Genomic DNA, 15,972 nt, shown 5'->3' on the forward strand with positions numbered 1-15,972 from the left:
CTTGGGGAAAGGTCCCGGCCAGACCAGGCGGGTACTGGCCTGGGATTTCGGATCGGTGCCAGACAGGGTCAAGCCGAGGTAGAACGTGGCCTGGCCCGTCGTGACAACCGGGGCTGCTGTGGGTGTCGCCTGGGTCGTGCGCTGTATCGGCACGCTGAATTCGAGCAATGCCTTGCCGGGCTTGAGGGGATCGGCCGGTCGTGCCGGCGCAGGCTGGTAGCGCTGCAGCATGCGCAGCAGCGCCCAGTTGCCGCTTTCAGTAAACGAAGCTGTGCTGCCTTCGGCCCGGTAGCCGCTTTGCGCCGGGTAAGCAGCCGGTCGCCAAACAGACAGCTCGGCCCAATTCAGATCAAGCGCGAGCACCTGGCCGTAGCTCCAATCCACGGTTGACGGCTTTCCACCCGGATAGCTCGCCACCCGTGAACCTGAGCTCACAACCCAGCTCACGACCTGTTCACTGCCAGGCGACTCCTGGGGTAGCGCACGGAAAGTGATGTCGAGCTTTAGAGGCTGCGGTGCTGCGCCTATACCCAAGCCTGGCCGCAGAAACTGATCGGCTGCATCGAGTTCACTGAGGAACCCGCGTGCCGAAACGACCCAGCCAGGGCTGCTCAGGCTTGACAGCGACTGTTGCAGCGATTCACGTTGTGCCGCGTAGTCACTGAAGAAGGTCTGTACCTCAGCCARCGAGGCGTCCGGACTGCTGGTCTCGCCGAACGGAAACCGACCCTTGAGCCGGCTGTTGAACCGTTTGGCCAGGGCATCGTAGGCAGTGGTTGCCTGTTCGGTACGACGATCGACACAGCGCAGATTCAGTTGCGCAATCAGGTCGCGCCGCCTCTCCGAGAACATGTCGTTGCCGTAGTCGGCTGGCTGGTAGGCCGCCAGCACCTTGCCGCAGTTCGCATAGGTGAGATCGGCAATGGTCTTGAGGAAAAGCGTGTCGAGCGCGCCGACTTGCTTGCCCGGATCCTTGAACTGCACGTAACTGGTGACCTCATTGATCGTATTACTCCAGTACGGCAAGGTTTGCGCGTTGTCGCGCTGCGCATCGTTGACGCCGTCAGTGTTGCGCAACAGATTCACGAAAGGATCAGCGTAGCCAGCGAGTACCTGCGCGCGCGCAACCTGCCGCGCGAGGTAGTCGCGTATCACCGGTGTGGTGCCCAGGTTCACGAGCAGGCCGTCGGCAGGACCGGCCTCGGGGTCATAAAGCCGGCTGCCACTCACAAGGCCTGAGACGCGGCCCAGAGCATCCGATGAAAAGTCCCGCGCGCACTGTGAAACGCGTCCTGCGCTCGCTGTAAAGCCGAACTGGGTATAGAGCCGCAGGTTGCCGATCAGCGGATCCAGTGCGCGCGAAAAATCACCACTCTGCTGCAAAAGCTGCTGGTCTGCCGCCGAGACCGCGTCAAGTCCCTGAAGCACGAACGACTCAGTTGCCGCCGACTGCGCCGAGCGCATCGCGTCATTCATGACCTGCTCAAGCTGCGCCCTCGCAAGCCGGTCGAACAGCGGCTTGCTGGTTGCCGGCGCACCGAGAGGCGGCAGTCCCTGGCCTGCTGCGAATCGCTGGTAATCAGCAGCGTAATTCATGGACCGGCCGAGGTCTGCCAGGCGCCAGCCCGGCGCTGAACTCACGCAGGCGAAGGCCTGCGGGTTCCGGACCTGCATGAAAGTCTGCTGTAGCAGGCTTTCGAGGCCGCGTACCTCTGCCGACAGTGCCGGATTCATGACGAGACTCTGGCCCTGTGCGATGAGCAGAGGCCCGTAGGGCGAAAGCTGCATGCCGCGCAGCACCTGCATGGCCGGGTTGTAGCACCTTGCCTCATCAAAACCGCCGTCACCTGCCAACAGGTCTTTCGGATAGCTGTACTGCGTCACGAGGGGCGACAGCAGTTGCCGCAGTTCCTTCGCGTCATCGGCGCAAGGGTTGTTGTTCGGGTCCGATGGCACCCATGATTTGGCGACCCAGACCAGCCATGAGGTGAACCGCCTGGTGTTGTCAACAAGCGGCCCTTTTGCCGGATCAACCTTGGCCAGGAGGCTGGGGCCCGTCGAGGCCTCAGCAAGCAAATCGACATGCAGTTGCCGGCTGGAATTCGCCAACTGGCGCGCCCAGTTGCCGCGCGAACGCTCGGGCACATTCACCACGCCGCTGTAAGGCACTTGCTCGAGCGAAGCGGCAACCACGCCGCCGGGCCGCGCCGCAGCAAGGGGCAAGCCCGCTCCGTAGACGTAGAGATAAATCAGGTTGAGATCATCCAGCTTGCGGACGGTGGATTCGGCGGGTATGGCAGTCAAGCGTGCGAAACGCTGGAGCTTGTCTTCCAGGTTGTTCACCTCCAGCGCAAGCACCTTCAGGTTGGCGCGGGTTTTGGCATACGCCGAGTTGTTGACTGTGATACCGGCAAGCGTCGGCTCGGACGCTACGGCCAGACCAGCGTCGAGCCGCGCGACCCGCGCCTGCAGGCCGCAAGCCAGCGCCGGAAACACCGTGCGCRCCATCACGGTACTGGAGACAGCCTGCACCGCGTTGTTGCTGGCACGCCGATCGACCCAGGACAACGGCATCGTCGCGAACACCATGTCGATATCGAGGGCCGAGGCCCGGGACAGCGCATCGTCAATCAATGGGCGGCCGGCGCAGCTCTCCTGTGCACCTGCCAGTGCCTGCGACTGGTAGAGCGCGGCGATGCTGCGACCCAGACCATCAACCTGGCGCTGCAGCCGCCAGCCCGATAACACCAGCGCCAACAGCAGCAACCCGGCCAGCACGATGCAGGCTTGCTGAAGCCGCAGCAGCCCCGGCTCACGCGACCAGAATGACGCCAGCGTGGCGCGCGCCAGCCCGCATTCCCCCAACGCCTTCTGCGTCAGGACGTCTTCGGCAAACGAGACATCGGCACGCGGCATGCCTGCTGGCGCACCGGTGCCTTCGGTGCAGCCCGTGAAATAGACACCTCGGCACAGTGCAGGCTGCGTCGTCGCCGTGTCGTGAAAGACCTCGGCCAGGTAGTCGCGCAAGGGCGCATGCAAACGCTCGAAATGCCTCGGAAACAGAAAAAACGCATCAGCGTCGGCAATCTGCTCCTGGGTCGCAGCGGCCTCTACCTGGATCTCCTTGAGTCGTTCACCGATGCCAACAAATGCCTCGTCAATCCACTGGACCGGGCCGGACTGCAACAGGCCGTCGCGCGCCGACCAGCCAAACATGCCTTCCCTCTGCGAACGCCCCTGCAGACGCCAGTACGGTGCAAATCCATCAACCGCGTCGCACTGGCTGACGATCACGTAGACCGGCAAGGCCAGGCTGGTGGCGGAACGCAGGTCGTCGAGCTGTCGCCGGGCATCGAGCGCGAGTTGAAGCACACTCTCACGGCCCGTGCCCAGCAAGTTACGGGAGGAAACCACCAATAGCGCCCCGTCAAGTGCACGTTCGGGGCGCAGGTGGACGAGTCCGCGCAGTACGGCTTGCCAATCTGCCGCGTCGGGCCCGGTTTGACCGGCAGCGCTGAGCTTGCCTTGCGGGTCTATGAGTTCACCCTGTGCCAGGCTGTGCCAGGCTGTGTGGGGGACGCCGGCGATCGTCGCCGCCTGTGCGTCTGGCCGTTGCCGGACCTGCAGCAACGAAGCGACCAGGCTGCTTTTACCAGCGCCGGCCTGCCCGATCAAGATGATCCAGGTTTGCTGGTAGCGCTCCCRTGCGGTTCTGGATAGCACGGTCCGCAATCCGCGCAACCAGGCCAGGAACGACTGCCAGCGCGTTCGCCAGAAACTCGCTGCCAAAACCGGCTTGATGGCGCCGGTGGCCACGATCAATTTGGCCCGGCGCGAGCGCACGATCAGCCATAACACCAGAATGCCGAATACTGTCGCGACCGCAGCAAGCACGCCAAACCAGGTACTGCTGTTCATGCTGCTCATCTCAGACACCTGCAACCTTGACCAGCGGCTGGATCAGCCATAGCCAGAGCGCCGACGACACCAGCACAAAGCCAAATGCATAGCCCATCGCCAGACGCAACCACGGGCGAAGGGGCGCCACCCGTGCATCGGCAGTCGACTTGACCGTGTGTTCATAGGCTTGCACAAACAGCCTGCCGTCAGGCTCTGCCGATCGGCCGTTGACAAAACGGTACAGTCGCTGGCGCAGCGTGTCCAGGAACAGCTGGCCCTGCGCTCCCCGGTGCATTCCCTTGAACCCAAGCTGCAGCGCGAGCAGAAAGCAGGCAGCGAGATCGCGATGCAGATTGGATCGGGACACCACAGCCAGCACCTGCTCCGCCATGTCGAAGAAGCGTCGCCCGGCCTGGCGCGAACCGAACTGCCGGTGCTCAAGCAAAACCTCGAGCCAGGCGTCCTGCGCCGGCCACGAGAGTTCAAGGATGAATATCTCGTCAGCCAGCACCACCATCACATAGCTGGCTGCCGTATAGGCGCGTTGCTGCGCCTCACTCGCGGTAGCCCGCATATCGCGTGCCTGGCCGGCCAGAAGGTCGGCCAGGCGCAGGCTCACACGGCCCGCGAGTTCGGCCGGCTCGGCCGGTGCCGCACCGGAGACCCCCAGGTAGGCTTGCAGCGACCCGCGTTCGCTTTCCTGCCGCACGCGCGCAACCTCCTCATAGAACTGCGCAAAGCAGCTCAGGAGCGGCATTTCGGGCAAAGCGGCAGGCTGCATGGCTGCGTCTTTCAGGTCCGCGTGCCTGCGGCGCGCGGACGATAAAGCAGAATCATTGCGGGCGGGGTTCCCGGTGACTTCTTGTCACCGCTAATGACGAGGTTTTGTCCCGGGCCGAACAGTCTGGTCTCGCCCTCCTTGAGCTGCAGCACCTGGTTGTCGACTGCAAACAAGGCGGCCCCCGAGCGAAGGTTGCGCTTCGCAAGTTCCTCGGCGGTCAAAAGGCGTGGCCTTGCAGTCACGCGCAGCCGGGCTGCGGCAGGCAGCAACGCCTCGCTCGCAATGCAGGCGTCAAGCAACCAGCGTTCCAGTGACGCGCGGCCATCGGCCCCCAGGCCCTGGCCGCCTTGCGGCCTGAGCTCGACAAGCAGTTGTTCACCCGCGTCAGGAGGCAACACATGTGTAAATGTGCCGTCGGCATGGCGTTCAAACGGCTGCAGCTCGAAACTGGTATTGATATAGCTGAGCTTGCGCACCACATAGTCCAGCGCACGCCGGAACTGCGGCGAACAGTCATCGTGCTGATAAGCGTCCAGCACCGGCGGGATGGGATTGGCGCCGAACGATGCCATCGCGCCAAGCAGGAGCGCCAGGCTGTCGTAGACCGCGCGCGGGCTCGACTCGGGGCGCTGCACGATGAGGCTGAACTGAGGCAGCACGGCAGCCAGCCGCCGGGCCATCTCCAGGTGCTTGCGGAAATGGGCACCCTGCAATTCATCGTCCTCGGGGCCGTCGCTTTCCCGATTAGCGCCCAATTCGCGCAGCTTGAGCCACAGCGCTTCATTGAGCAGCTGGAGCCGGTGCCGCAAGCCGGTTGCCTTGAGAAAATCGCCGGCCTGCCAGCACAGCATGGGCGGGTGGTAGGGCTTGAATTCGACATGCCTGTTTTCTTCGCGCCGGAACAACTCGAACAAGGGACAGGCCTCGTAGCCGGCCGGAGCTGCAACTTCGGCTGACAGCGAGATCGCCGGCCGCAGGCGGTCGACCGGCACCGATCCGGTCAGGGTGTTCTCGTCAAGCGATACCAGGCCGTGCACAACCTCATTGCGTGCCGGTGTCGTATTCCAGTGATTGGAGGCGTTGCCCCYCACGGGCATGATCAGCGACAACCGCACCCCATCCGGCGTGCGCTGCAACTGCGCGGTGACATCAAGTTCGAGCGCTTTTCCGGTGTACGAGCCGGGAAACACGACCGGCGTGCCGTCTGGCATGATGCATTCAAGCCGTTTGATTGCGACGATACCGGCCTTGAGCTTCACCATATCCAGCTGCAGCAGGCTCAACCCCCAGAAATCCGGCGCGACGCACGACAGCCGGTACCTCAACTGCTCCTGCCAGTAAACATCGCTTTGCTGGAAATGCTGGGGTGACAGCAGCATCCCTTCGATCCACTGGACACTGTCGGGCAAGGCCGGGCCAGCCGCAGCTGAGAACAGCTTCGCTGCGGGCTGGGCGGCTTTAGGCGCTGAAGTGGTTTCGGGCATGGGTTCTCCAATCATGAAAGGCAGCTCGTATAGCTGATCTGCGTGCTACGCAGGGTGATCAATGCGCATTTGTAGGCAGTGATGTTGGCGACAGCCTGACCGCCGGCGCTCACATAGCTTGCGTAGCTGTAGACATAGACGGCCTTGCCATAACCAATGGGCAGGGGCTGGTTGGTGACCGTGCTGCCAGGGACAACCTGCACACCAAGCACTGCGATGCCGCTGGCCAGACCGGCTTGCAGCGCGTCGCGATTGGCAAACCAGTCGGGTGAGGTCTTCGGCAAGACGGCCGCCGCGTTCTTGTCGAAGACAAACACCAGGTCGACCTCGGTTCCCATATTCTGATTGGCATCGAGTTCGGCGACGATGTTCAGCGTCTTTAGCGGCGTAGTAGGGCTGTAGCCCAGCGCGTAGCTGATAAAACCGCAGCCGGAAACAGCCAGCAATGCCGCTGTGCCGAGAAAACCGTTGACGATGCGCATGATCATCCCAGCACCATCACGCATACCTGCGAAGGTGTGATCGACATGCCGATCGCGTTGCCTATCATGCCGTTCTGCCCGACCACACTGGTCAGCCGTGTCGCAAACACACCGCCCATCGCGACCTTGAAGCTACCCATGAGGTATCGGTCCGGCCCAATTTCCATGCCCGAAACCACGCCCAGGTTGACGCCGGGCTCGTCACCGTTGCTCAACGTGCCCTGCGTCACCAGGTTTTCAGCGAGTCCGCCGCCGATGATCACGCAGGCCTGCGAAGGAATGTGCGAAATCGTGATGACGATATTGGGAAACGGAATGGGCACCGGCCCCACCGGCGTAGGCACCAGACAGACGTCGGGAAACGCGAAATTGATGACGCAGAGGTTCGTATTGGCGAACATGACTCATCCCAGGCTGATGCGTTCAGCATCGAGCTTGATGTCTTCTTCAGCTGTAACCAACGCCTGCCGTCCATGGAGCCGCAGCAGCGCCGAGGCCTGCATGATCCCGTGCTCGACACGCGTTACGAGATGGYGTGCCGACTGCACCATGGTCTCACTGACGGACGCCAGGAAATCTCTTGCGTTGACGCTGACGGAGCCGCTGGCCGACGTCAGCTCGACGTCACCAAGACAACGCAGTGCGATTTGACGGGTGCAGGCCAGCTCAAAAGCTGGCTGGGTGATCGCCATAAGCTCCGCACCCGGCACGGAAAGCTCTGCACGGCCTGCGCCCGGCGTGTCCGCGGCCGGCTGCGGTCGCAGCAAAATATGGGTCACGAACAAGCCCGAAGCACTTTGCAACACGGCCACCGTGTCACCAGGCAGGGGCGTGAGCAGGCAGGAAACCGCTTGCAACGCAAGCCGGCCGTCCGCCAGCCGCCACCGCGCTTGTCCGAGCGACCGGCCTATGCTCGCCTCTCCCCAGCCGTGCACGGTTGCGGCGCGCACGGGAAGGTCAAGCTGTTGTGTTGCCTGTTTCATGCTGCTTCCATTTCAAGTGAGCGTTTTTCGGCGGCAGCGCGCGCCTCCTGGGTGCCGAGGGCGGCGGCTACGTTGGCACCGGTGAAATCGGCGCCGGTCCAGACCGCACAGTGAAAACTCGTGCGGTCGAGCTTGCAGTACCGGAAATCCATTGCCCGACCATTCGCATGCGCGAACTGGGCAAACTGCAAGTCCGATCCCGCGAAAACGACACTGTCAAGCCTGCTGTGATCCCAGATCGTTTTCACCAATCCGGCCCCGCGCAGCGAAACTCCGTTGAGTTGGGCTTTTTGCAATACCGCACCCTCGAGTTGGGCGCCGTCAAGATTTACCCGGTCAAACTTCGCTTTTACGAACTGGCAGCGTGTCGCGTCAATGCCGCCCATCAGAGTTTCGCTGAAGCTGACTTCGGCACAATTCGATTCACGGATGCTGGCGCGACTCAGATCAGCACCTGAAAAATCGGCACCCTGCAAAGTGCAACGCAACAAGCTGGCGCCGGCCAGTTTCTGCCCGGCGAAGCTGGCTTTGATAAACAGGCTGGTGCTGGCTCGCATGCCGGCGAGCCTGGCTTCCTGCAGTTGTGCCTCGTTCAGGCTTACCTGCTGCAATTCGGCACCCTGCCAGTCGCTGCCGCCCCACTGGCAATCTGCAAATGCGCTGCGCAGCAAGCGCGCCTCAATCCAGAAAGAGCCGCCGATGTCGCACTTCGTCAACATGGATTTCTCAAGGCGCGCACCGTCCCAACGACTTTGGCGGAGGTCACACTGACTGAAGGCCAGCATTGTGCCGGACGCACCACGCCAATCGCTGCCAGCCAGACGGCTCTGGCAAAAAGCGGTGCGGCGCAACCCGGCATCGCAAAAGTCGGCCGCGCCGAGTTCGCAATCAATAAAGGACGCTCCCTCCAGCTGGGCACCGGCCCAATGCGAACCCGCCAGCTGGCAGCCGCTGAAAACCGCACCTGTGAAATCGTGGCCGCTTGCATCAAGTCCGGCCAGCATCTGGCCACGCACCGGACGGCCAAGCCGCACCAGGCGCTGGATCTCGGCCCAATCCTGGGCGGAGGCCTGGCTGTAAGTCCTGCTCATGCGAGCCTCCTGCGCGCATCCAGACGTACACCGCGTGTGTCCGCATCAACCAGGCAGACCTCAGTGAGTTCGGCTTCATACAGGCTGGCGTCGCGCAGATCGGCTTTTCCAAAGTCAGCCTTTCGCAACAACGCCTGGTAGAAGTCGGTGCCCACGGCACTCGCACCGGGCAGTTGTGCCTTCATCATGAGAGTGCGCGGCAGGCAGGCACCGTCAAGGCTGGCGGCACTAAGGTCAGCCCGACTCATGTCGCACGCCATAATGAAAGCGCCGTCGAGCCGCGCACCCTGCAACTGGCTTTGCGTCCAGCTTCCGCGTTCAGCGCGCAATCCGGACAGGTCGGCGCCACGCCAGTCGCTGTCATTCCCCTGGACTTGCACCAGCCGGGCCTCTCTCCATTGACTGGTCGACAGGTCGGAACCGATCAGTGCACTTCTCTGCCATCGCGAACCCGAAAAATCGGCCCCCCGGGCTTGCAGCTTCCAGGCAACGCATTTGTTGAACGAGGCACCGCACCAGCTGCTTCCAGCCAGTTTGGCCTGGTTGAAAATTGTTGTGTCCAGCGTCGCGCGATCGAAGTTTGCGCCGCAAAGATCTGCTTCGTCGAGTTGCGCAGCTGACAGGTCGCAATCGCAGCCGCGAGCTTGTGTCCAGTTCGCCCTGGAAGCACGGGCCGAGCAAAGGCGCGCCCCGCGAAAACTCGCTTCGCATGCATGACTACTGCAGAGATTGGCCTCATCAAGGTTGGCCTCATCAAGTAGTGCGCCATCGAGCCGCGCCTGCGTCAGTACAGCGCGGCGCAGGTTGCAGCCGCGCAGGTCCGCACCGCTGAGGTCGGCGTACTCCAGCAGGCATCCACCAAGGTCAAGGCCCGCAAGTACTGCACCGCGCAGGTCCGCGCCGGCAAGGTCGCGGCCGGCAAGCTTTTCTCCGGCCTTCGCCCAGGCCAGCACCTGTGCCCCCAATAGCGACGCGACAGCGGGCGACAGCGCCTGCGCGGGCGACAGCGGGACGGGAGACGCATGGCGGGCTTTGCTTTTAAGTTGCGCGGCTGCCATAAGGTCGGCATGTTGGGACGGCGTTGCGGCAAGCGCGAGCGGCGCCAGTGCCTCTCGCGTCGCCGTACCATCGGCGCGCTGCAACACCTCCACCCAGAGCGGCCCGGACTCCGGAGCATTTTCATGCTCCCCAGCGGGAACATCCGTCTGCCCCGTCAGCACCTGTAGCTCTGCAAGCTGGTGAGCAAGTGCTGCCTGCTGAGCGGCCGCGTTTTCGCGGGTACTGGCCACCAGCTTTTCGACGCTGTGCATCAGGTCGGTCAAGTCCATGTCACCGTCGGCCAGGGCCTTCGCCGACGGCGTCTGGAGCAGGGGCGGCCCGGCTTTTGGCGGCTCGTAGCCCGCGGGCGGCTTCATGCCGCTTTGCTGCCAAAATTCGCGCGTCACTTCGTCAAGCACGTCCTGGCGTTTTTTCAGTGCCGCCTCGGCTTCGGTGGCAGCCAGCGCGGGATCGGCAGGATCGAGCCGCGGCGCGAGCTGCGACTCGTTGAGTGCATGCAACGGTGCAGTCTTGGGGTCCAGGCGCAGCGTGAGCACTTCTGCGTAATAGTTCAAGGTACGCGGCGCCTCGGTCGCGCCTTCGTAAGCCAGCATCAATACCCCAATGTCCAGTGCATCGCTGTCAGCGACCTGAATCTCGCCCCGCCAGGCCGCAACACCGAGTTGCTGCTCGGGGAGGAACCATACCGTGTCCATGCGCAGCCCGATTTCAGCCAGCGAAGCAGGAGAAGCGTCTTTTTTGAGCGCGAAAGCCTTGACGCGCTGCTCAGGCAGTGTGCCCCGGATGGCCTCAATCTGTGGATGCATCCCCTGTAACAGGTAGGCTTCGCCGCCCGCGAAAGGATTCGCGATGCGCTGGTCGGCCGCTGCCTGGTTATAGAGCCGCCAGTCAAGATCTCGCGGCAAGCCGGGATAATCCTCGCGCAGCCAGCGTTCATCGTAAGTACCGGCATAGCGCTTGCGAGGCACCCAATCGACAGGCATGGGCCCAAGTCCGGCAGGGGGATAGCGACGCCCATGGCAGTCAACGGGCTGGGCGGCGTACTCGACGTTCGGCATAACCCCTTCGTTCGCACCGGCTATTGCGGCGAACCGGTTGCCGTCATGGCCACAGCCAACCGGATTGTCTTCGTAGCCCGGACCACCGAAGGCATGTGCGAAATCAAGCGGCATGTGTACAAATTCCGCAGGCTGCGAGATGCCAAAGAGCGGCAAGACGCCATAGCGCCATTGCCTGTCGCCAAAAACCGCCAGACGCTTGTCGATGGGACCGACTTGCAGCCGCGCTTCCATGCGCCTCACCGGACGGTTTCCCGGCGCGCAAGCGCGACCCAGCACCAGGGCTTCGGCCCCGGTCTTGGGCATCGCCTCGTCCAGCGCCTGGCCCACCGGCAATGCGGCCAGTACCCGTGCCCATTGCGGGCCCTCCATGAGAAAGCGCTGCGGCCTGACTTCACCCAGCGGAAAAAAACCCAGCGCCGTCACCACCAGGCGGTTTATGCCGGATTGCCGGTATGTCTTGTAGAGCAGGCCTAGGCTCAAGGGCTTGATGATCTTCATGGCGGCCTAGAGATAGATCTTCAGCTCGGTGATCGTCAGGCTCAGGCCCGTGATCTGCATCGTCGCCTGCAACGCGGTGAGTTGCACCAGGATGCCGGCCCCGGTCATTTCAATCGAGGTTGATGCGCCTTTCATCGAGATCGCCGTGGTGTCGCCCGACAGCGAGATGTCAGTACTCGACCCCAGAACTGAAACACTGTTGCTCTGGCCCGTGAGGCTGACCCGGCTGGACAGGCCGGTCAGGCTGACCTCGTTGTGAGCGCCAACCAGGTTCATCGCCGTACTGGCACCGGTCAGAGAGGTGCTGTTGCTGACGCCAACCAGATTGGTGCCCGTATCGACCAGCGTCATCGAGACATGATCCGAAGCAAGCGTCACCGCAACGTTGTTGCTTGAACCGGTTGCGCTGGTCTGCATGCTCATGCCAACAACCGAGTCACTGTCGCTGAGGCCGACCATGCTGCTGCTGCTGCTCATTCCCTCCATCGAGCCCGACAGCCGCACTCCGGTCGCGCTTGCGCTGACAGCCATACCGACCGCCGAGGTCGAGATGTGCTGACCGGTTACGTCGAGGTTGACGCTGCTGACCGTGAACGACTCGCTGGTTTGGCTCGCGGTCGTGGTTGTATTGAACACGATGTTTTGCGAAGTCGTGTTGCTGAGCGTGCCTTCGGTCTTGCTGGTGTTGGTGGCGTCACCGGTCACCAGCGAGTGGTTGGTGGTCGTACCAAACTCGGTGCTGCTCCAGCTTTCCGCACCCTTGTGCGTGCTGTGGGTCGAACCGAAGGAATCCGACTGGCTCAACAGGCCGTTCGCGCCGTCTTCGGAGGTCGAATAGCCATAGCTGGCCCCCTGCGAATACGACGATTCGCGGAACTTTCCGCTGTCGTATTGCTGGCTGACGATGGCAACCGCGTTGTCCAGGTCAGCATCGGAGTGCAAGCCGAAACGGATGCTCTTGCCGTCGCCATAGGCCGTCGAATAGCTGCTGCCAACGTTGGTATTGGCCGTCCAGCCTGATGGCATGATGACCTTGGTGCCATTAGCCTGGATGATGCTCTGGATTTCAGGCAGCTCGGACTGATCCTGCGCCCGCGTGATGATGACGGTCGTACCGATCTCCGGCACGGTCTGCATGTGTGGCGCCAGCTTGACCCAGACCGGCTCCGCCGGGTCGGCGCCGTCCGGTGAAAAGATGTCCTGGCCTGTCGAGAACCGCACATAGACTCCCTGCGCCTCAAGCACCGGAGAAATTCCCTCGCTGTCGACAATGCGGCTGGTCTCCGGGTCAAAGTTATCCTTCTGCATATAGCGCCAACCCACCGGCGCAACACCCTGGTTTCCACCCGAGACGACACTGGCGAGCACACTGCCCTGCTGGGTCTCCTGGATGGAGAACGGCGTGACCAGCCCCTGGGCGTCTGTCGCCTGGAACTTGTTGCTGTAGCTGCCGTCGAGTGTTGCCTCATGCTGAACCTGTGTTGCGACAAAGCTCCTGCCCTCCAGCTGAGGTCTGACCTGCAATGGCCATTGTCCTGAGCGCACTTCCTGCGTCACCGAGAAGCGGTGCCCGCAATGCAGGTAGGGGCAATAACTCGAACCACTGAATTGCCGGCTACCCGTATCCAGGGTGTCCTGCGTTGCATGGGCATAGTGATCGACCTCAACGTCGCTGCAGCCGTATTGATAGATCTGGTATTGGTTGAATGGCAAGGTACCAGGCGCTGGCTTGGTCTGAGCATGAAAGCTCTGAAACCCAGCCACCGCATCCGACTCCCAAGCCGCCTCTTCGCGTGTGAATACCGAGTTCACCGCGCTGCTGGCCAGGCTCTGCTGAAAGCTATAGTCGCTGATCATGTCAGGCTGAGCCAGGCCGAGAGCGTCTTCCTGGGTGCCGCAGTAGCGTAGCGGCCTGCCATCGGGCAGGGCTTCCGGGTAAACAGGCCGGTTGGCGAAAACCGCTGTGTGACTGGTGCCGGTGGTCACGTAGAAATAGTAGATGTGCGCTTTCGACATGAGCCGCCGCACGAACTCATAGTCGGTTTCGCCGGCCTGCAGCCAGTCCTRCTGCCTCGCGACTGCCAGATTGCCTGAGCCAACCAGCGCCGCGACCGAAAAGTCAATGTTGTGCTTGCGCAGGACGCCCGCAATAGCATCACGCACATTCAGCTGGCGATGGATGCAGTAGTTGTTCGTGAGCGTAAGCTTCCAAAGTGCCGGCCGCATGGTCGCGCGATAGACGCCTGGCTGCTCCATTGAGAAGGATGCGACGATGCCATTGAACAGGGTCAACCGCACGCCTTCGTCCTGGCCGTGTACGGCCTGGTCAAACCACTCGTTGGCTTCCTCGCGCGTCGGCTGCTGCTGGCCATCCAACACAGGGTAGTGAACCCCCACAGTGACCGGTCGCCCGAGCAGGTCATCAAAGGCCAGCTCAAGGCCGCTCTCGGGGTCCGAGTTTCCGTGCAACTCCAGTTCGTACTCAAAATGATCAGAAATGCTTTCCTGCCCTTTAAAACTGACCAGCCGAAAGCTACCGTCACCCAGGATGACGCCCGTTTCCAGGAACAGCGCGACATGCAGGTAGACGACCGGCGCCGGCGACAGCAGAGCCAGCGGGGTCGTCATGCCAGTTACGCGGTCGTTCATGTCATGGCTCCCGACTCATAGGCGGGGACCAGAAAGCGCGCAACACAAACACCCGAAACGCCAGCGGTGCCATCCGTCGGCCGCGACTTCAGCCATGCGTTAAAGCCCAGACGCATACCGGAGAAACCGGAGGCCTGAGTCGATACCAGCCGCGCCAGCGGCACCTCTGCTGCAAGCACCGAAAGTTCGATCTCGGCATCGTGGCGACGGTCAAGCATCAACCGTAGCAAGCCTTGCAGTTCCTCATACGAGCTGTGCACGGCAGGTGCTTCACTGCCTATATCGACCTGGCGTTGCAGGCGTTGCCATTGACGCAGCGAACGCTTTGGTTCTGTGTCTTTTTTCAGCGGCGGCAGCAGTGCCTCCAGTTGGGAGTAAGCGACAGGGCCTGCGGTCAGCCGGATGCGCGACTGCTGATCCCAAGTGCTGCGACCAAGCAGCATGTCAACGCCAAGCCGGTGACCACTGCGGCCCAGGCGGTGCTGATCGTCCGGATCGATTGCACGCCATGCGCCCACCAGTGGCTGCAACCTGACTGGAAATCCAAGCTGCGCCGAGATCACCTGAACCAGCCCGGCTGCCGACCGCCGGCCGTTTGCCAGCAAATCCCCGATGCCGAGCCACTGGCGCTGGGGCATCGGGATTTGCCCGGCCTGCTCGGCGTTGTCCACCCCCATCAGCGCGCCAAGGTATTCGGCAAGCTGGCTGCGCTCAGGCCGCTCGTTGTTCAGCCCAGGCTCAAAGCCGGCGCGAGTTTCATAACGCAGCAGATTTAGCCGGTTATTGAAAATGTCGAGAAATGCGCGCGTCGCGGATTTTCCTGCACGATCCAGCTCGCGCATCCACTCGAGAAAAGGTTCGGGCAAGGGACCGAGTGCACTGCCAACACAGAAGTCCGGGGTGATGATTGCCAGCATTTGGGGCCGGTCATGCAGATCGCCTTCAGCTTCGATCAACGCCGGAACCGCAGACGACCCGGATGCAATGGCCTGCACGCGCACGGCGCTCGCCGCGCGCGCGGGAAAGCCCGCATCAAGATCAGCCTCGAAACGCACGGTCTGGCCCGACCCGCCGGCACGATCATCCGGCTGGCGCAGCCACAGACGGATCATCTGCAGGAAATTGAACTCCCCAAAACGCTGCTCGAGCCGGCGGCTCAAAGAACGATCTGGGCCCCAACCATTGGCGGCCATCTTTTGAGTACTCCTTTCTCGTCAGTGGTTTCCAGGCTTACGCAGACCATGTTGTTGACTGTCGAGTAGAGCGCAAGAAAATAGCGCAGCACCGACGCAAATAGCAGCATGCTGGTCGACTCGAACTGTTTTCGATTCAGCGTAAGGGTGATATAGAGGCATTGCACATAGCCCCGCACTCCATCGCGTATCGTGTAGCGCATGCCGGGCCGACATTGCAGCGCCTGAATTCCTTCAATGCTGCGGAAAGCCTGTGTCTGCAGAGGGTCGATGTGGTCGCGCAGCATGCTTTTGAATGCAGCGAGCGCCTGCGGCCCCTCTGCCATCGACAAGTGGCTCATGCCGAGCTGGGAAACCAGCGACCAGGGACGCCGCCCAATCAGCGCGGGGGTGATGTGACGCGAGGGCCGGCTTATCACTTCGAGTACCGTGATCGGCCCCGCCCCTTCGAGCTGCAGAGGTTGCTTGACCAGCAGTTGTTCTGCCAGCTTGCGATTGGTGCAAAGCGCCCGCCCGCCAACAACTTCTGCCGGCGGCAGTGCCATCTGCTGCCGGACATCAAGAAAAGATATGAACACCTCGGTACCGGCAATGCCGCCAAGCTGGTTTTCCTCGCGCCGCATGACATAAAAATAGTCATCGGTGCCGCGCGTCTTCGCGTTCCCAAGTTCGAAGTACGGCACCAGCTTGCGTTGGCTGCCGTCGGCGCTAATGGAAACCAGCTCCTCAATGCTGTAGATCTCGCAGTTTTGGCGGTTCTGCACGTCTGCGGTTAGCTGGTATTCGTACTG

11 protein-coding genes are annotated in these 15,972 nt (G+C 62.3%); all 11 read right to left on the bottom strand.

Going from position 1 to position 15,972, the window contains the following annotated elements:
• Positions 1-3,918, bottom strand: a 3,918-nt coding sequence (locus AC1D1X_RS03155; RefSeq protein ID WP_477697816.1) for a type VI secretion system protein, incomplete at its 3' end; no start/stop codon positions are given.
• Positions 3,919-3,928: 10 nt separating this feature from the next.
• Entirely contained in the window at positions 3,929-4,681 is a 753-nt protein-coding gene (locus tag AC1D1X_RS03160) for a DotU family type IV/VI secretion system protein (protein ID WP_477669975.1), read from the bottom strand.
• 11 nt (positions 4,682-4,692) lie between these two features.
• Entirely contained in the window at positions 4,693-6,165 is a 1,473-nt protein-coding gene (gene tssK, locus AC1D1X_RS03165) for a type VI secretion system baseplate subunit TssK (RefSeq protein ID WP_477697817.1), read from the bottom strand.
• An 11-nt stretch (positions 6,166-6,176) separates the two neighbouring features.
• On the bottom strand, positions 6,177-6,647 hold the full coding sequence (locus AC1D1X_RS03170) for a hypothetical protein (RefSeq protein ID WP_477669977.1): 471 nt from the start codon (positions 6,645-6,647) through the stop codon (positions 6,177-6,179).
• Between the two features lie 2 nt (positions 6,648-6,649).
• Positions 6,650-7,048 carry a DUF4150 domain-containing protein gene (locus AC1D1X_RS03175; RefSeq protein ID WP_348049148.1) on the bottom strand — a complete coding sequence of 133 codons (399 nt, stop codon included), beginning with the start codon at positions 7,046-7,048 and terminating at the stop codon, positions 6,650-6,652.
• 3 nt (positions 7,049-7,051) lie between these two features.
• Positions 7,052-7,630 carry a DUF3540 domain-containing protein gene (locus AC1D1X_RS03180; RefSeq protein WP_477697818.1) on the bottom strand — a complete coding sequence of 193 codons (579 nt, stop codon included), beginning with the start codon at positions 7,628-7,630 and terminating at the stop codon, positions 7,052-7,054.
• Positions 7,627-8,634 carry a pentapeptide repeat-containing protein gene (locus AC1D1X_RS03185; RefSeq protein WP_477669979.1) on the bottom strand — a complete coding sequence of 336 codons (1,008 nt, stop codon included), beginning with the start codon at positions 8,632-8,634 and terminating at the stop codon, positions 7,627-7,629. The genes AC1D1X_RS03180 and AC1D1X_RS03185 overlap by 4 nt, the downstream gene beginning before the upstream one ends.
• Before the next feature lie 83 nt (positions 8,635-8,717).
• Positions 8,718-11,339 (bottom strand): DUF2169 family type VI secretion system accessory protein, encoded by a 2,622-nt coding sequence (locus AC1D1X_RS03190; RefSeq protein ID WP_477669980.1) that lies wholly within the window; start codon positions 11,337-11,339, stop codon positions 8,718-8,720.
• Positions 11,340-11,345: 6 nt separating this feature from the next.
• Entirely contained in the window at positions 11,346-13,988 is a 2,643-nt protein-coding gene (locus AC1D1X_RS03195; RefSeq protein ID WP_477697819.1) for a contractile injection system protein, VgrG/Pvc8 family, read from the bottom strand.
• Positions 13,985-15,181 (bottom strand): type VI secretion system baseplate subunit TssG, encoded by a 1,197-nt coding sequence (gene tssG, locus AC1D1X_RS03200; protein ID WP_477669982.1) that lies wholly within the window; start codon positions 15,179-15,181, stop codon positions 13,985-13,987. Before tssG ends, AC1D1X_RS03195 begins: the two co-directional genes overlap by 4 nt.
• On the bottom strand, positions 15,145-15,972 hold an 828-nt coding region (locus AC1D1X_RS03205; protein ID WP_477697820.1), incomplete at its 5' end, for a type VI secretion system baseplate subunit TssF. The genes AC1D1X_RS03205 and tssG, both read right to left, overlap by 37 nt.

The sequence above is a fragment of the Polaromonas sp. P1_G4 genome (assembly GCF_056405475.1).